This is a genomic window from Caulobacter sp. UNC358MFTsu5.1 (genome assembly GCF_000712075.1).
Taxonomy (GTDB): Bacteria; Pseudomonadota; Alphaproteobacteria; order Caulobacterales; family Caulobacteraceae; genus Caulobacter.
The window spans coordinates 1,323,052-1,341,336 of the sequence record NZ_JONW01000005.1; the positions used below are offsets into that span (position 1 = coordinate 1,323,052).

Below are 18,285 nucleotides of genomic sequence, written 5' to 3' on the forward strand. Positions count from 1 at the left end.
TGTAGCGAATTTCCGGTGCGGGAAGCGACCGCCGCGGCGCAAAGGCCCGGGATCTCGGGGCTCAAAAAGCTTCCGGATGCTGTTGAGCGCGCCAAGGGGCTGTGTCAGATACCACCTTGGATAGATTATTGAGTAAGGCCGTGGTTTCAATGCCTGTTGAGTTTCGCACAAACCTTTTCTTCCTTCATATTCCAAAGACCGCTGGAACCAGCTTCGTGGACACCCTGAAGCCCTGGTTTCCAGAATACAGCCGTGCGAACTATATCGAAGGCCTGTCGCCGAACGACCGAATGGAGTTGTCCGGCAAGCAATTCATATCGGGACATATCTTCTTCGACGAAATCCGGCGTCTTCCGTATATTTCGGAGTATTCTTTGGTTTCGGTTTTCCGGGACCCCTATGCTCGCCTGGCGTCCCATATCCGATACATGGATCGCTACAATCAGACCGAGTATGAGGCGGCCTTCAACCACCTTGGCGACGATCTGAAGGCGATCGTCAGGACCATCGGGCAACTGGATTTTCAGCGACCGGACGATTTGGAGCGCCTGTTCGCCAAGCTCCCGGCCTGGGGACGCGCCGCCTACGAGAACTGCCAGACCCGCTTCCTGGTCTGCGACCTGGAATCGACCGTCGCCTCGCCGTACGAGGACCTGCCGGACGGCGCGCTCGACCTCGCCCTGGAACGCCTGGAGTCGCTGGACCTGATCGGCATCAGCGAGGCGCTGGACACCACGGTCGGACGCCTGGCCGCGCTTCTGGGCCGACCGACCGCCCTCGCGCCGCGCTCGAACACCGCCTCGTCCGCCCGAGCGCTCGACCACACCGATCCGCGCATCCGCGAAGTGATGCGCCCGCTTCTCGGCCTTGACGAGGCGGTCTACGCCCGCGCCAAGACGCTGTTCGACCAGCGCCTCGACGTCGCGATCTGACAGGCGGCGCCCCGAGCGCGCCCCAAGGTCCATCAGGCGCTCATGCGCAGGTGGTTGATCAGGTCGACGCGGGTGATCACGCCCACGAACTCGTCGCCGTCGCAGACCAGGGCCACCTCGTCGCGATCGAACACTTCCGGCAAGGCGTCGACGCCCTGGGTGGATTGCAGCGTGTTGACCGCCTTGGTCATCGCCTTGCCGACCAGGGTCTTGAACTTGGGGCCCCGATCGTCGTCCGCGCCCTCGACGGCGGCCAGGATGTCGCTCTCGTCCAGGATGCCGACCAGCTTGCCGTGGTCCACCACCGGCAGCTGGCTGATATCGCTGCTGCGCATGCGGTTGTAGGCGGTCAGCAGGGTGTCGTCCGGCCCGATGGCGATCACCCCGCCGTCGGCGTAGCGCTTGGCGATCAGGTCGCGCAGGTCGCCATGCAGCTCGCGCTGATCGAAGCCGTGGGCCGCCAGCCACAGGTCGTTGAACATCTTGGTCAGGTACTTGGCCCCGGTGTCGCAGACCAGGGTGACCACCCGCTTCGGCTCGGTCTGTTCGCGGCAGTAGCGCAGGGCCGCCGCCAGCAGGGTGCCCGAGGACGAGCCGGCCAGCACGCCCTCCTTGCGCAGCAGCAGGCGGGCGGTGTCGACGCTCTCGCGGTCGCTGATCGAATAGGCGTGCTTGACGAAGCTCATCTCGGCCACGGCCGGGATGAAGTCCTCGCCGATGCCCTCGACGATCCACGAGCCGGCCTCGCCGTAGCTGCCGGTGGCCACGTATTCGCAGAGGATCGAGCCGACCGGGTCGGCCAGCACCATCCGCGTCTTGGGCGAGTGCTGGGCCATGAAGCGGCCGATGCCCGTCAGGGTGCCGCCGGAGCCGACGCCAACCACCACCGCGTCGACGTCGCCGTCCATCTGCTCGAAGATCTCGGGCGCGGTCGTGGTCTCGTGGGCCTTCGGGTTGGCCGGGTTCTCGAACTGGTTGACGTAGATCGCGCCGGGGATCGACTGGGCCAGGGTCTGGGCCATGTCCTGGTAGTAGTCCGGGTGGCCCTTGCCGACGTCGCTGCGGGTCAGGCGCACGTCCACGCCCATGGCCCGCAGGTGCAGGATCTTCTCCCGCGCCATCTTGTCGGGCACCACCAGGATCAGCTTGTAGCCCTTCAGGGTCGCCACCTGGGCCAGGCCCAGGCCCGTGTTGCCGGCCGTCGCCTCGATGATCGTCCCGCCCGGCTTGAGGCTGCCGTCCGCTTCCGCCGCCTCGATCATCGAGCGGGCCACGCGGTCCTTGATCGAGCCGCCGGGGTTCTGGTTCTCGAGCTTCAGGAACAGCCGGCAGGGGCCGGTGTCGAGGTTGCGGACCTCGATCATCGGCGTGCGGCCGATCAGATCGAGCGCGGAACCGACGACCGGAGGAAGGGCGGATTTGGGGTCGTTCATGGCGCAACTCGGCGACAGAGAGAAATGATCTCCCTATCTAGGCCGGTTTTGTGAAAGCGCAAACAGCGTTACGCGAGCTTGGCCGCAACCCCTTGCCGGGCCTAGAGCGTGGCGGCCGAAAGTGTGAGCGGTTTCGGCGCCCGCCACGCTCTAGATGCTTGATCTGAGCCTTTTAGACGCCTCACATCGTGAGGCTAAAGGCTCAGGCTCCGCAGGCGCCGAGCCGATCCATCCGCCATTCGCGGGCGAACTTGCGGCCCACCACGGCGTCCTCGAACACCACCTTGCGGCGCTCGCCCGACAGGTCCGGGGCGTCGTGGATCATCACGAAGGGGAAGCCGTTGCGGGCCAGGAAATCCCGGACGAATCCCGAGAAGCGCAGGGCCTCCTCGGCGGAGGCGATGCAGATCTCGACGGCGAGGTCGGCGGCGTTCATGGCGCGCTCCCGAAAGCGGTTACTGGGAGCCTAACGCATGAACTCGCAAATGCGAACAACCTTCGCAGGTGCAAAAATAAAACGGCCCCGGATCGCTCCGGGGCCGCTCGAGGGATCGGAGGCGGTCGGAACCGCCTGGAGGATCGCCGTTACAGGATGGATTGGCCCGTGCCGGCCCAGTCCTTCAGGAACTGCTCCAGGCCCTTGTCGGTCAGAGGATGCTTGAACAGATCGCCGAACACGGCCGGCGGGATGGTCACCACGTCGGCGCCGACGATGGCCGCGTCCTTGACGTGGGCGACGTTGCGCACCGAGGCGGCCAGGATCTCGGTCTCGTAGCCGTAGTTGTCATAGATGGCGCGGATGTCGCGGATCAGGTCCATGCCGTCGAAGCCGTAGTCGTCCAGGCGGCCGATGAACGGCGAGACGAAGGTCGCGCCGGCCTTGGCGGCCAGCAGGGCCTGGGTCGGCGAGAAGCACAGGGTGACGTTGGTCGAGATGCCCTCGCCGGCGAAGGCGGCGCAGGCGATCAGGCCGTCGCGGGTCAGCGGGATCTTCACGACCACGTTGGGGGCGATGCCGGCCAGCTTCTTGCCCTCGGCGATCATGGCGTCGGCGGTGGTGGCGGCGACCTCGGCGCTGATCGGGCCCGGCACCAGGTCGCAGATCTCGGCGATCACCTCGAGCATCGGACGGCCCGCCTTGGCGATCAGGGTCGGGTTGGTGGTCACCCCGTCCACCAGGCCGGTGGCGGCCAGGTCGGCGATGACCTTGGTGTCGGTGCTGTCGAGGAAGATCTGCATGGGTCTGCGCTTTGTTTTGGGGGTTTCAGGCTCGTTTATCCGCCCAGGCCCTCCGCGCCAAGCGGGGAAAGTCCCTAGGACGGGTTCGGCGGGAACCGGTCGCCCAGGCTTTCGCGCAGGAAGGCCAGCAGGTCGCCGCCGCGGAACCGCAGGCCCTCGACCCCCGCCCGGCGGGCCGCCTCGACGTCCGAACCCTTGTCGCCGACCAGCACGGTCTCCTCCGGCGCCAGCGACCAGTCGGCCAGGCCGCGCAGGATCATGCCGGGATTGGGCTTGCGGTCGGGATGGTCGGGATGGCGATAGCGCGCGTCGACGGCGTCCTCGTGATGGGGCGCGACATAGAAGGCGTCGATCCGGCCGCCCGCCTCGGCCAGTCCGGCCTGCAGGGCGTCGTGAAAGAGGTCGACCTGGGCCTCGGTGAAATAGCCCCGCGCCACGCCCGACTGGTTGGTGACGACCAGCACCTTCACGCCGGCCGCGTTCAGCGCCGCCACCGCCTGGCGCGCGCCATCGACCCAGTCCAGCCGTTCGGGCTCGCAGACATAGCCGTGGTCGAGGTTCAGCACCCCGTCGCGATCGAAGAAGACGGCTTTCAGCGGCGCTTTTCCGGACATGGTCCCGCCTTACGCCAGGGCCGGCGACGCCACAAGACGGGCAAGGCGCGCGGGGTTGGCGAACCCGGGCGCGACGGCCTAGAACGGCCCCAGCCTACGATCTCCGCCCCAGGGCCGCCCAAGGATCACCGATGACCGACGACTTCGCCCGCCTCGTCCGCCTGCGCGACGAGCTCAAGGCCTGGGCCCTGGAGCACGCCTTCCCGGTCTGGTGGGAGGTCGGCGCCGACAAGGTCCAGGGCGGGTTCTTCGAGAAGATCGCCCTGGACGGGACGCCGGTCGAGGCCCCGCGCCGGGCCCGGGTCCAGCCGCGCCAGATCTATTCCTACGCCGTGGCCGGCCTGCTGGGCTGGGACGGCCCGTGGAAGCGGGCCCTGGAGCACGGGCTGGACTTCTATCTGGGCAAGTACCGTCGCCCGGACGGCTTCATGCGCACCCTGGTGGCCAGCGACGGCTCCCCCCTGGACGACAAGGTCGACCTCTACGACCAGGCCTTCGGCCTGTTCGGCCTGGCCATGGCCAGTTCGGTGCTGCCCGAGCGCGCCGACCTGCCGGCCCTGGCGGTCGACCTGCGCCAGGCCCTCTACGCCAAGCTCAAGCACCCCGTGGCCGGCTTCGAGGAGAGCAACCCGCGCACCCTGCCCCTGCTGTCCAACCCGCACATGCACCTGTTCGAGGCCAGCCTGGCCTGGGTGGAGGCCGGCGGCGACGCCCAATGGCGGGCCATGGCCGACGAGATCGCCGAGCTGGCCCTGGCCAGGTTCATCGATCCGAAGAGCGGCGGCCTGCGCGAATACTACGACGGCGACTGGAACCCCGCCCCCGGCGTCCAGGGCCGGATCGTCGAGCCGGGCCACCAGTTCGAATGGGCCTGGCTGCTGCTGCGCTGGGGCAAGCTGGCGGGACGCGACGACGCCGTGGCCGCCGCCCTGCGCCTGATCGCCATCGGCGACGGCCCCGGCGTCGATCCGGCCCGCGGCGTGGCGATCTTCTCGCTGCTGGACGACATGAGCGTGCACGACGACGTGGCGCGGCTGTGGGCCCAGACCGAGCGGATCAAGGCCGGGGTGCTGGCCGCCCTGACCACCGGCGACGACCGCTGGTGGACCACCGCCGCCGAGGGCGCCGAGGGGCTGATCAAGTATTTCGACGTGCCGGTGAAGGGGCTGTGGCGCGACAAGCTCCAGGCCGACGGGACCTTCGTCGACGAAGCCGCGCCGGCCAGCTCGTTCTACCACATCGTCTGCGCGATCCTGGAGCTGGACCGGGCGGTCAGCGCCAGATCGTGACCAACAGGACCGACGCCGGGCCGGCGGCGGCGGCGGTCGGGCTGACGAGCTCGAGACGGTCGCCCGCCGTTGCGGCGCGGCCGTCCAGCGTCACCTCGCCGGACAGGACCTGGACGCTGGCGGCCGGCAGCGTCGCCGCCGCGCCCGCCTCGAATCGCCAGAGCTCGACGCCGGCCTGGTCGGTATAGGTCACCGACCGCCGCTCGACCCCGCCGCCGCTGACCGTCGAGTGACGCTCGGCCAGGTCGCGGCCCTTGGCCTTGAGCCCGTCGACCAGCGCCTTGACCGCCTGGGCGTCGTCGCGGCGGCAGACCAGGACGGCGTCGGGTTCGGCGACGATCATCAGGTCGCTGACCCCGATCGCGCCGACGAAGGGGCCGGTCGAGCGGGCCAGGACGCCGGTGGTGTCGACCAGGGTCACGTCGCCCTGGGCCGCGTTGCCGGCGCCGTCCTGCGGCGAGGCGCCCCAGATCGCGTCCCAGGCGCCCAGGTCCGACCAGTCGAAAGCGGCCGGCACGACGGCGGCCTTGTCTGTGCGCTCCATCACCGCGTAGTCGATCGAGATGCTGGCGGCGCGGGCGAACCCCGTCGCGTCCAGCCGCACCAGACCGGGCTCGACCACCGCGTCGGCGAACGCCGCCCGGGCGCCCTCGGCCACGGTCGGCTCGAATCTGCGGAGCTCGCCCAGCAGGGTCGCGGCCTGGAAGGCGAAGTTGCCGCTGTTCCACAGATAGCCCTCGGCGACGTAGCGGCGGGCGGTCTCCAGGTCGGGCTTCTCGACGAAGGCGGCGACCCGGAACACGCCCTGGTCGGCCGGCTCGCCCGGACGGATGTAGCCGAAGCCCGTGGCCGGGCCGGTGGGCCGCACGCCGAACGTGACGATCAGGCCCTGGCCGGCCGCGGCCGCCGCCACCCGCGCGGCCTCGCGGAACGCCTCGGGCTCGCCGACATGGTGATCGGCGGCCAGCATCAGCATCACCCCGCTAGGATCCAGGCGCTCGACCAGGACGGCCGCGGCGGCGACGGCCGGGGCGGAATTGCGGGCCTGGGGCTCGACCAGCACCGTGATCGCGGCCCCGATCTCGCGGGCCTGGTCGCGGACCATCTCGACCATGCCCGCCCCGGTGACGACGATGACGTCGCGGTCCTGGGCCAGGTCGCGGACCCGCAGCAGGGTTTCCTGGAAGCTCGAATGGGCGCCCAGCAGCTTCAGGAACTGCTTGGGGCGGTCGGGACGGGACGCCGGCCACAGGCGCGTGCCCGCGCCGCCGCACAGGATGACGGGAAAGATGGCGGTCACGGAATCTTCCCCGAGGGCGCGTCGTCGAGCTTCGTCATGCGCCTTCCTAGCACGCCGCAACCCGACCGGAACACGGGACCGCCCCGCTGACTCAGGCCGGGGTTCCCGCCCGCAGCTCGGCCAGCCAGACGTCGGCCGTCGCGTCCGACGGCATCCGCCAGTCGCCGCGCGGCGACAGCGCCCCGCCCGACGAGATCTTCGGCCCGTTGGGCATGGCCGAGCGCTTGAACTGGTTGGCGAAGAACCGCTTCAGGAACAGCTCCAGCCACCGCTTGATCTCGGCCAGGTCGTAGGCGCGCTTGGCGCCCTCGGGAATACCGACCGGCCACGCCCCGGCGGCCGCGTCACGCCAGGCGGTCCAGGCCAGGAAGGCGATCTTCGAGGGCGCCATGCCGTAGCGGGTCAGGTAGTAGAGATTGAAGTCCTGCAGGGCGTAGGGCCCCACGAAGCTCTCGGTGGCCTGGACCTCCTCGCCCGGCACCAGTTCCGGCGAGATCTCGGTGGCCAGGATGTCCTCCAGGAGGTCGCTGGTCGCCGCGTCCACGTCGCCCGAGGCCGCCACGAAGCGGATCAGGTGCTGGATCAGGGTCTTGGGCACGCCGGAATTGGGATTGTAGTGGCTCATCTGGTCGCCGACCCCGTAGGTGCACCAGCCCAGGGCCAGTTCCGACAGGTCGCCGGTGCCCACCACCATGCCACGGTGATGGTTGGCCAGGCGGAACAGGTAGTCGGTGCGCAGGCCCGCCTGGACGTTCTCGAAGGTCACGTCATAGACCGGCTCGCCCTTGGCGAAGGGGTGGCCCAGGTCGGCCAGCATTTGCTGGGCCGCCGGGCGGATGTCGAGCTCCTCGGCCGTGACGCCCATGGCCCTCATCAGCTTCCAGGCGTTCGACTTGGTGCCTTCCGAGGTGGCGAAGCCCGGCAGGGTGTAGGCGCGGATGTCCGAGCGCGGCCGGCCCAGCTGGTCCATGGCCTTGGCGGCGACGATCAGGGCGTGGGTCGAGTCCAGGCCGCCGGAGACCCCGATCACCAGGCTCTGGGATCCGGTGGCCTCGACCCGGCGGGCCAGGCCCTGGACCTGGATGTTGTAGGCCTCGTAGCAGTTCTCGGCCAGCTTGGCCGGGTCGGACGGGGTGAACGGGAAGCGTTCGATCGGCCGCTCCAGGGCCAGGTCGCCGGCCGGCGGGACGAAGTCCAGGCCGACGATCCGGAACGGCGCGGCGGGCGGGTTCAGGGCCATGGAGTCGCCGTAGCTGCCCACCCGCATCCGCTCCTGGCGCAGCCGCTGGACGTCGACGTCCGCGATGGCCATCACCGGTCCGGTCGAGAACCGCGGGCTCTGGGCCAGCAGGGTCCCCATCTCGTGGATGTCGACATGGCCGTCCCACGCCAGGTCGGTCGAGCTCTCGCCCGCGCCCGCCGCCGAATAGACATAGGCCGCCACGGCCCGCGCCGACTGGCTGGCGCACAGCAGGCGGCGGGTCTCGGACTTGCCGATGGTGATGTTGCTGGCCGACAGGTTCAGCAGGATCTCGGCCCCGGCCATGGCCTGGGCGGTGCTGGGCGGCGCGGGGGTCCAGACGTCCTCGCAGATCTCGACCCCGACGGTGAACGCCACGTCTCCCCCGGAGCTCGGGGCGTTGCGCAGCAGGATGTCGGTCCCGAACGGCACGGCCTGGCCAGCCAGGTCCAGGGTGCGGCCGACCACGCCCGCGCCCGGCGTGAACCAGCGGCGTTCGTAGAACTCGCGATAGTTGGGCAGGAAGCTCTTGGGGATCACCGCCCGCACCCGGCCGCCCTGGATGGCGACGGCGGTGTTGTAGAGCCGGCCGTTGTCGCGCAGCGGCGCGCCCACCACGACCAGCGGCGAGAACGACGCGCTCTCTCGGGCCAGGGTGGCGATGGCCGCCTCGACGGCGTCGAGCAGGGCGTCCTGTTGCAGCAGGTCGTCGATCGTGTAGCCGGTCAGGCCCAGCTCGGGCAGCACCAGCACCGCCACGCCGGCGTCATGGGCCTGGCGCGCCAGGGCCAGGGCGCTCTGGGCGTTGGCGGCCGGATCGGCCAGCCTGACCTTGGGAACCGCGGTGGCCACCCGGACGAAGCCATGGCGGTAGGGCGAGAAGAACGAGGGAGAACTCAAGCGACCCGGCCTTTCGAGGTTATGCTAAAAATGAGCATAAGTCAGTCCCCAGCTATAACGCCTGCGGACGTTGTTGCATAGCGCCCACGCGAGGGGGCCGGTAGGTCTCGCGGGCGGGCTCGCGGGTTGACCCCGGGGGGTCATCGTGCGACTCGCGCCTCGCGCAGCCCCGCCAAATCAAGAACAAGCCGGAAGCCCCATGCCCGTTTCGCCCGTCAAGATGGCCGACGCGATCCGCGTCCTTTCCATGGACGCCGTCCACAAGGCCAAGTCCGGCCACCAGGGCATGCCGATGGGCATGGCCGACGTCGCCACGGTGCTGTGGGGCAAGTTCCTGAAGTTCGACGCCAGCAAGCCCGACTGGGCCGACCGCGACCGCTTCGTGCTGTCGGCCGGCCACGGTTCGATGCTGCTCTATTCCCTGCTTCACCTGACCGGCTTCAAGGCCGTGACGATGAAGGAGATCGAGAACTTCCGTCAGTGGGGTTCGCTGACCCCGGGCCACCCCGAGGTGCACCACACCCCGGGCGTGGAGACCACCACCGGCCCGCTGGGCCAGGGCCTGGCCACCGCCGTCGGCATGGCCATGGCGGAAGCGCACCTAGCCGCCCGCTTCGGCAAGGACGTCGTCGACCACCGCACCTGGGTGATCGCCGGCGACGGCTGCCTGATGGAGGGCGTCAGCCACGAGGCCATCAGCATCGCCGGCCGCCTGAAGCTCAACAAGCTGACGGTGCTGTTCGACGACAACAACACCACGATCGACGGTGAAGCCACCATCGCCGAGACCGGCGACCAGCTGGCCCGCTTCAAGGCCGCCGGCTGGGCGGTCAAGGCCGTCGACGGCCACGACCACGGCAAGATCGCCGCCGCCCTGCGCTGGGCGACCAAGCAGGACAAGCCGACCCTGATCGCCTGCAAGACCCTGATCTCCAAGGGCGCCGGTCCCAAGGAAGGCGACCCCCACAGCCACGGCTACACCCTGTTCGACGACCAGATCCGCGACGCGCGCCTGGCCATGGGCTGGGACGCCGCGCCGTTCACCGTGCCGGACGACATCGCCAAGGCCTGGAAGAGCATCGGCCGCCGCGGCGCCCGCGTCCGCAAGGCCTGGGAAGCCGTGGTCAAGGCCTCGCCCTTGGCCGACGACTTCGCCCGCGCCATGAAGGGCCAGCTGCCGGCCGACGCCTTCAAGGCCCTGGACGCCCACATCGCCGAGGCCGCCAAGACCAAGCCGGGCAACGCCACGCGCGTCCACTCGGGCGCGGCCCTGGACCAGCTGATCCCGACCGTCATCGACATGGTCGGCGGCTCGGCCGACCTGACCGGCTCGAACAACACCTTCGTCAAGGGCATGAAGCCGTTCGACGCCCCCGACTACGCCGGCCGCTACGTCCACTACGGCGTGCGCGAGTTCGGCATGGCGGCGGCCATGAACGGCATGGCCCTGCACGGCGGCGTCATCCCCTATTCGGGCACCTTCCTGGCCTTCGCCGACTACAGCCGCCCGGCCATCCGCCTGGGCGCCCTGATGCAGGCCCGGGTGATCCACGTGATGACCCACGACTCCATCGGCCTGGGCGAGGACGGCCCCACCCACCAGCCGGTCGAGCACGTGGCGTCCCTGCGCGCCATCCCGAACCTGCTGGTCTTCCGTCCGGCCGACGCGGTCGAGACCGCCGAATGCTGGAAGATCGCCCTGCAGCACGAGACCACCCCGTCGGTCATGTGCCTGTCGCGCCAGAAGGTCCCGGGCGTGCGCGGCGACGCCGACGAGAACCGCTCGGCCAAGGGCGCCTACGAGCTGCTGGCCGCCGAGGGCGGCGAGGCGGCCGTGACGATCTTCGCCTCGGGCACCGAGGTGTCGGTCGCCGTGGCGGCGCGCGACATCCTACAGGGCCAGGGCAAACCGACCCGCGTCGTCTCGACCCCCTGCTGGGAGCTCTTCGAGCAGCAGACCGACGCCTACAAGGCCTCGGTGATCGGGACCGCCCCGACCCGCGTCGCCGTCGAGGCCGCGGTCCGCATGGGCTGGGACCGCTTCATCGGCGTGGACGGCAAGTTCGTCGGCATGACCGGCTTCGGGGCCTCCGCGCCGTTCGAGCGCCTGTACAAGGAGTTCGGCATCACAGCCGAAGCCGTGGCGGCGGCCGCCGCCGGCTGACGTCCGCCCGCCTCACGGGAGCGGCTTCAAAAGCATCAGGCCCGCTTCCATCCGCCCCCTGATAATCCAGAAACGCGGCCCGCCGGTCTTTCTCCCCGCGGGTCGCGTCTCGGGATGGACAATATTTAAACAAGCCGTTACGCGTTTGGCGGGAGCTCGCATGGCCCGCGCCAAGCGAACGATAATGATCGCCAATAACATATATCCAACTGGGGTCTGATAGTCGATGAAATCGCTAAGCGCTCGGGTGTTGATGCTTCGCATTAGAGAGCGACAGTGGATCAAGGCGATTTCTTCCAGCGATCTATTCGATCGTGAGTATTATCTTTCGTCACACGACGATGTCCGGCTCGATGGCATCGATCCGATTTTGCACTATGTGAGATACGGCGCCCAGGAAGGCCGCAACCCTTCACCGACCTTCAGCACCCAGTTCTACCTGAACGGCAATCCAGACGTCGCCCGTTCCGGCATCAATCCGCTTTATCACTACCTGAAGTACGGCAGATCCGAGGGGCGCGTCGCCACTGATCTGAGCGCCCAGGTCGAATATATTGTCGCGAGCGGACTGCTGGACCGCGATTTCTATCTGCGGACCTATGCCGACGTGGCGGCGGCCGGCATGGATCCGGCGGTCCACTATCTTTCCAGCGGGCACCGGGAAGGCCGCAATCCGAGCGGCCTCTTCGACACCCAACAATACCTGGCCGACAATCCCGAAGTCGCGGCGCAGGGCGTCAATCCCCTGATGGACTTCCTGGCGCGGGGCGGCCGGCGCGACGACCTGGCCGGCGAGACCCGGGCCCAGATGCGCCTGGTCTCGACCAGCGGCCTGCTGGATTCCGCCTACTACCTGGCCCGCCACCCCGAGGTGGCCGCCGCGGGGGTCGACCCCATCTGGCACTATATGGAGCGGGGCTGGCGCGAGGGGCATAACCCCAGCGAGAAGTTCTCGACCCGGCGCTACCAGCGCCGCTACCTGCAGGACGACAGCGTGAACCCGCTGTTGCACTACCTGCTGATCGGGCGCGGCCGGGGTTACGAGATCTCTCCGCCGCTGTCGCGAAACCACGAAACCTGGGGATCAACGTCGCGCCAGGACTGGACGGTGCTGTTCCAGGAGAGGCTGGCCGAGCGGGTGAAGGCGCTCGAAACCATGGACCTCGGCCGGGTCACCAAGGGCGCCGCGCCGACCTTCTCGATCATCACGACGATCTACGACACCGACCCCAAGTTCCTGGACGCCCTGGCCCGGACGATCCAGGCCCAGGCCTATCCGTTCTTCGAATGGGTGATCCTCGACAACGGCTCGAAGACGCGGAAGACGATCGACGCCTGCGTCGAGATCGCCGCGCGCGACCCGCGCTTCCGACTCTTCCGGGTCGAAGACAACCTGCACATCATCGGCGGCAATCGCTACGTCTTCGAACGGGTCAAGGGCCACTACGTCGTGCCCGTCGACTCCGACGACATCCTCTATCCCGACTCCCTGGCCCTGTTCGCCAAGGCGCTGAGGGAGGCCGGGGACGAAAAGCCCGTCCTCATGTTCAGCGACGAGCAGAAGGTCGACGAGGACGGCGAGCCCGTCGAACTGATCTGGCGCTGGGACTTCGCGTTCGCGCACGCGATGGCCACGGCCCCGGCGGCGCACCTGATGGTCTATTCGACCGCCGTGGGCCGCGAGGTCGGCGTCTATACCGACGACTACGCACGCGGGTCGCACGACTGGGACACGGCCCTGCGCATCACGGAGAACGGCGGACGGGCCGTGCATGTCCGCGAGGTGCTGTACGGCTGGCGCATGCACGCGGAGTCCACCGCCCTGGCCACCTCGGCCAAGGACTATATCGGCGGCTCGCAGTACGAGGTGATGGAGCGGTCGCTCGCCCGCCGGGGCCTGCAGGACAAGTTCCAGGCCGGCTCGCTGTTCGAGGGCGTCGTCGGCTGGTACGCCACCCGGCGCAAGGAAATCCGCGACGTCGGCGTCCACGTCGATCTCGTCCTCCAGGACATCGACGATCTCGACACCCTCCGGCACAATCTCGACATGGTCGCCGGGGCCGCCACGGTCCGGCGCGTGCTCTATCCGACCCGGCTCAAGGACCAGGTCCAGGACCTGATCGCCGACGCGGGGCTCGTGACCAAGGCGTACGGCTCCGACAGCGCCCTGGCGACCCTGATCAACCAGGCGCCGGCCAAGGCCTTCGCCAAGGTGATCGTCTCGTCGAAGGTCGCGATCCAGAACCGCCGGGCCCTCTGGGAAGCCGTGGGGACCCTGGAGCTGGACCTCAATTGCGGCGTGGTCGGCGGACCCGTGACCGACGCGGAAGGCACGGTGTTCAGCGCCGGTCTCCTGGCCGGCCTGCAGGGCTTTGTCGCCTCGCCCTTCTACGAATGGCTGAAAACCGAGACGCCCGGCCACATCTGGTCGATCGCGCGACCGGTGACGGGCCTCCCGGCGTTCTTCCTGGCCATCCGCGCCGACCTGCTGAGGCAGGGCCTGTCCCTCAAGGGACTGGACGTCGACGACGCCCTCCACGGCCTGGAGCTGGGCCTCGACGCCGCCGCCATGGGCTATGGCGTCGTCCACGTGCCGGAGATGGAAAGCATTTCCGAGCAGGCCCTTCCCGAACTGATCGGGGCGGGCACCCCCGAGCGCACGCGCCTGCGGCGCAAGTTCGCCGGCATCCTGGACCAGGGCGCCTTCCCGAGCGTGCTCTCCCGTCAGGCGAACCGCTTCGGCATGCTGCGGCGGCCCGAGGAGCAGCTCCTCTCGACCGCGGTCGATCCGAAACTGTTCGCGCCGGCCGTGCCCCTGTCGCTGCGCGTGAGCCGCGACCCGACGGGCCAGCCCACGATCAACCTGCTGCTGCCGGCCATCCGGATGGCCAGCATGTCCGGCGGCCCCAACACCGCGCTCAACCTGGCCTACCGCCTGGGCAAGGTCGGCTTCGCCGTGCGCCTGATCTCAACGGACGCGCCCATCGACGCCGACCATGAGCCGATCTGGCGTCACATCCAGGCGATCTCCGGCGTCGAGGAACGCCTGCCCAACGTCGAGCTCGTCGACGCCTCGGACCGCCGCAAGACCATCACCATCCACGAAAAGGACCTGTTCTTCGCGACCGCGTGGTGGACGGCCCAGATGGCCAAGGCCGCCTCGCCGCTGGTGGGCGGACGGCCGTTCATCTACCTGATCCAGGACTTCGAGCCGATCCTCTACCCGGCCTCGAGCCACTACGCCCTGGCCCTGGAGACCTACGGCCTCGAGCACATCCCGGTCGTCAACACCAAGCTGCTGAGCGACTTCCTGGTCGAGAACGGCATCGGCCGCCACGCCGATCCGGCCTTCGCCCGGACCGCGATCTCCTTCGAACCGGCCGTCTCGCGCGACGATTTCCATCCCGAGCCCCGCAAGGGCAAGAAGCGCAAGCTGCTGTTCTACGCCCGGCCCAACACGGGCGTGCGCAACCTCTACGAACTCGGCGTCGCGGCGCTGCAGATGGCGATCGCCTCGGGCGACCTGGGCGCGGGGTCCTGGGACTTCGTCGGGATGGGCGAGCCCTTCACGAGCGTCCCGCTCGGCCAGGACGCCACGCTGGAATGCGCGCCCTGGCTGGGCTTCGACGCCTATGCCAGCCAGATGCGGCAGGCCGACATCCTGCTGTCGCTGATGATGTCGCCCCACCCCAGCTACCCGCCGCTGGAGATGGCGGCGTGCGGCGGCCTGGTGGTCACCAACGAATACGCCAACAAGGACGCGGAGCGGCTGGCGGCCGTCTCGTCCAACATCATCGCGGTCCCGCCGACCGTGGAAGCCGTGGCCGCGGCGCTGTCGCGCGCCGTCGACCGGCTGGAAGACGTCGAGGAACGCCACGAAGCGGCCAAGCTCGACCTGCCCCACACCTGGAGCCAGGCCCTGGCGCCCGTGCTGGAGGCCCTCTCCCGGCGGCTGATCGAACAGGGCGTCAAGCCCGACGCCCTGGAGATCGGCAAGAACGAGCCCCGCCGCCTGCCCCTCCCCGACCCGGAACGCGGCGTCGACGAGTACAACGCCTATCTCCGCGAGGCGCTCGCCGATCGCAAAGGGCTGTATCCCGCCGTCCAGGAAACCGGGCTGCTCAGCTTCGTGACCACGGTCTGGAACACCCCGCCCGCGTTCCTGGACGTGCTGGCGCGCAGCCTGGAGAACCAGGAGGGCGGCGCGGATTTCGAGTGGTACATCCTCGACAACGGCTGCACGCGCCCCGACGTCATCGCCTACCTGGCCAAGCTGGCCGAGAAGCCCTACGTGCGCCTCGAGCGCGTCGAGAAGAACCTCGGCATCATCGGGGGCATGCGCCGCTGCCTCGAGCGCGCCAAGGGGCGCTATATCCTGCCCCTGGACTCCGACGACTACCTGACGCCCGACTGCGTCCGCATCGTCACCTGGCATCTGCGGAAGCACGGCTATCCCGCGCTGGCCTACACCGACGAAGACAAGCTCATGGGCGCCGAGCTCAGCGGCCCCTACCTGAAGCCCGACTGGGATCCCGTCCTCTTCGTCAACTCCTGCTACATCGCCCATCTCTGCGCGATCGACCGCAAGATGGCGCTCGAACTGGGCGCCTATACCGACGCCGAGGCGGAGGGCAGCCACGACTGGGACACCTTCACCCGCTTCGCCCTGGCCGGCCACACGCCGCGGCACATCCCCGAAGTGGTCTACAGCTGGCGCATGCACCAGCAGTCGACGGCGTCGAACATCAATTCCAAGCCGGTGGTCTTCGGCTCACAGCGCGCCGTGCTCACCCGCTTCCTGAAGGGCCACGCCAAGGGCAAGCTCTTTGAACTGACGAAGAACCCGATGTTCGGCGAGACGCCGGACTGGTGGCTGCGCCGCCGTCGCGCGCCGGCCGCGCCGGGCCTGACCACGGTCGTGGTCTCCAACGGCTCGTCGCCCAAGAAGCACACGCTGCGCGTGCCCGCCAAGGTCGACCACCAGGTCTTCCACGTCGACCTGGCCAAGGGTCCCCACGCGCTGGTCGAACACGCCCGCGCCGCGGCGAAGGAAGGACGCCTGTTCCACGTCATCGCGGACGAGGTGGCGCCCGACAACGACGAGTGGTTCCACGAGGCCGTCGGCCATTTCGAGCTCTTCCCGGACGCCGTCATGATCGGGGGACGCATCCACTCCTACGGCGAGGTGCTCGCCGCCGGCTACGTCTTCGGCTTCGGCAAGGGCTGCGAGTGCCCGGACCGCGGCCGCCGCCTCGCCGACCCGGGCTACGCCGCCCAGATGTGGAAGCAGCATTCGGTCAGCGCCGTGTCGGCGCTGCACGCGGTGATCAAGCCGGACTTCCTGATCCGCGCCCTCGAGGAGATCGCGCCCTGGGGGCCGTCGACCGCGATGCTCGGCGCCTGGCTCGGCGCCAACGCGCGCAAGCACGGCGAGCGGGTGATCTATTCGCCCTTCGTCTCGGGCGAGACGGGGATCGACTGGGACAGCCTGGTCCAGGACGCGGAACACGCGCGGTTCGCGTCGTACGCCGCCGACATCATCCCCGAACGCCAGCTGCTGCACCCGGACCTGGGCCTGACCCGGGCGACGGCCTATCGCCCGGTTCGCCGCTCCAAGTCGTCGGCCTCGCCGGCGGCCTATCCGGTGTGGCACGACCTCCAGGCCAAGGCCCGGACGGCGGTCGCCCCGGGCGGTCCGGTCAAGACGCGCTTCTCGCTGCTCACGACCCTGTACATCCGCACCGACGAGGCCCTGTTCCGCCGCACGGCCGAGACCGTGTTCGCGCAGCGCGACGTCGGTTTCGAATGGGTCATCCTGGCCCACGGCCCGATCAGCAAGGGCCTGAGGGCCTACCTGCGCACCCTGGCCAACGATCCGCGGGTCAAGCTGCACTATCTCGACGAGAACCTCGGCATCATCGGGGGCATGCAGCACGTGCTCGCGGCGGCCAAGGAGGACTACATCCTCCCGCTGGACGGGGACGATCTGCTGACGCCCGACTGCCTCAAGCTGCTGGCCCAGGCCATCGAGCACGCCCCGAATCCGCCGGCCTTCCTCTACACCGACGAGGACATCGTCATCGGCGAGGCCCTGCAGGCGCCCTACCTGCGCCCGGCCTGGGATCCGGTCCTCGACCTGGAGAACTCCTGGATCTGGCACGCCTGCGCGTTCCGTCGCGACCTGGCCCTGAGCCTGGGCGTCTATACGTTCAAGCCGAGCGAATACTGCCACGACTGGGACACGGCCTACCGCTTCTCGCGGGCGGGCCACCCGCTGGTCCACGTGCCGTCGATCGTCTACCACTGGCGCCACCACCAGGGCAGCACGTCCAACAACGGCGAGACCAGCAACGGATCGTCGAAGTCGGTCCAGGCCCTGCTGGCCGCGAAGATCGAGGACCGCGGCCTGTCGGCGGTCTGCGAGGTCGCGCCCTTCCCGATCTTCCGCGGCGCCGAGGAATGGTGGATCAAGCGCAACGCCGAGAACCTTCCCGACATCGTCGCCGTGGAGGTCTCGGCCTCTGACGCCCTGGGTCCGTTCACCGTCGGGCGCCGCGCGCGCGGCAAGGCCGTCCCGGCCTCGGCGTTCGTCGAGCAGGTGCGCGGCGCCAAGCCCGGCGACCTGGTGCTGATCCACTCGACCAAGGCCCAGAAGCCCCGCCAGGAGCTCCTGCTGGAAGCGGTCAAGATGTTCGAGTTCCACGACGACGTCGCCGTGGTCGCCGGACGGCTGGTGAACGACGTGGCCGTGGTCGCCGCGGGCTGGATGGCCGACGGCCAGGGCCACCTGCACGCGCCCTACGATCAGCTGGCGCTGACCGATCCCGGGCCCTTCGTCCTTGGCTGGAAGCCGCAGACCATCTCGGCGGGCGTCATCGACCTCTGCCTGGTCAGGGCGGACTTCCTGCACGAGGCCCTCGCCGCGGCGCCGGCCGGCCTGGCCCCCGCCGAACTGGGCCTGTGGCTGGGCGCCTTCGCGGACCGCTCGGGCCGCCGGGTCGCCTACAGCCCCCTGATCGAGGGCAAGGTGCGCGGCCGGCCGCTCCATCCGACCGACAAGGCGAGCGTGCAGGTCGCCTGGAACGCCTTCACCGCCGGCTCCGCCGCCGGCGGCGAGGCCACCCCCGTCCGCGGCGCGGGCGGCTACGGCCTCAAGCGCTTCATCTGACGCGAA

At 69.2% G+C, this 18,285-nt stretch carries 10 protein-coding genes; 4 read left to right on the plus strand and 6 right to left on the minus strand.

What is annotated here, in order from left to right; translation table 11 throughout:
• Positions 1–215 precede the first annotated feature (215 nt).
• The gene (locus BR39_RS26415; protein ID WP_231499414.1) at positions 216–932 is read left to right on the plus strand and encodes a hypothetical protein; all 717 of its coding nucleotides are present in this window, start codon (positions 216–218) and stop codon (positions 930–932) included.
• Between the two features lie 32 nt (positions 933–964).
• Here BR39_RS26415 and BR39_RS0108095 read toward each other — a convergent pair whose 3' ends face one another.
• The 4 genes from BR39_RS0108095 to BR39_RS0108110 form a co-directional block, all read right to left on the minus strand.
• Positions 965–2,365 (minus strand): cystathionine beta-synthase, encoded by a 1,401-nt coding sequence (locus BR39_RS0108095; protein ID WP_029909592.1) that lies wholly within the window; start codon positions 2,363–2,365, stop codon positions 965–967.
• A 202-nt stretch (positions 2,366–2,567) separates the two neighbouring features.
• Positions 2,568–2,801 (minus strand): hypothetical protein, encoded by a 234-nt coding sequence (locus BR39_RS0108100; RefSeq protein ID WP_029909596.1) that lies wholly within the window; start codon positions 2,799–2,801, stop codon positions 2,568–2,570.
• Positions 2,802–2,950: 149 nt separating this feature from the next.
• On the minus strand, positions 2,951–3,604 hold the full coding sequence (fsa, locus tag BR39_RS0108105) for a fructose-6-phosphate aldolase (RefSeq protein WP_029909599.1): 654 nt from the start codon (positions 3,602–3,604) through the stop codon (positions 2,951–2,953).
• 74 nt (positions 3,605–3,678) lie between these two features.
• Positions 3,679–4,218, minus strand: coding sequence for an HAD-IIIA family hydrolase (locus tag BR39_RS0108110; RefSeq protein ID WP_029909602.1), 540 nt, complete (start codon positions 4,216–4,218; stop codon positions 3,679–3,681).
• 131 nt (positions 4,219–4,349) lie between these two features.
• Here BR39_RS0108110 and BR39_RS0108115 point away from each other — a divergent pair, with 131 nt between their 5' ends.
• Positions 4,350–5,507 (plus strand): AGE family epimerase/isomerase, encoded by a 1,158-nt coding sequence (locus BR39_RS0108115; RefSeq protein ID WP_029909604.1) that lies wholly within the window; start codon positions 4,350–4,352, stop codon positions 5,505–5,507.
• Here BR39_RS0108115 and BR39_RS0108120 read toward each other — a convergent pair.
• On the minus strand, positions 5,491–6,807 hold the full coding sequence (locus BR39_RS0108120; RefSeq protein WP_029909607.1) for a mannose-1-phosphate guanylyltransferase/mannose-6-phosphate isomerase: 1,317 nt from the start codon (positions 6,805–6,807) through the stop codon (positions 5,491–5,493). The two genes, BR39_RS0108115 and BR39_RS0108120, sit on opposite strands and share 17 nt — an antisense overlap.
• Positions 6,808–6,898: 91 nt before the next feature.
• Positions 6,899–8,947: an NAD(+) synthase gene (locus BR39_RS0108125; RefSeq protein WP_029909610.1), complete on the minus strand. Its 2,049-nt coding sequence runs from the start codon at positions 8,945–8,947 to the stop codon at positions 6,899–6,901.
• Between the two features lie 199 nt (positions 8,948–9,146).
• Between BR39_RS0108125 and tkt the strand changes: the two genes are divergently transcribed.
• Positions 9,147–11,111, plus strand: coding sequence for a transketolase (tkt, locus tag BR39_RS0108130; protein ID WP_029909612.1), 1,965 nt, complete (start codon positions 9,147–9,149; stop codon positions 11,109–11,111).
• 379 nt (positions 11,112–11,490) lie between these two features.
• The gene (locus tag BR39_RS25705) at positions 11,491–18,279 is read left to right on the plus strand and encodes a glycosyltransferase (protein WP_231499422.1); all 6,789 of its coding nucleotides are present in this window, start codon (positions 11,491–11,493) and stop codon (positions 18,277–18,279) included.
• Positions 18,280–18,285: the final 6 nt, after the last annotated feature.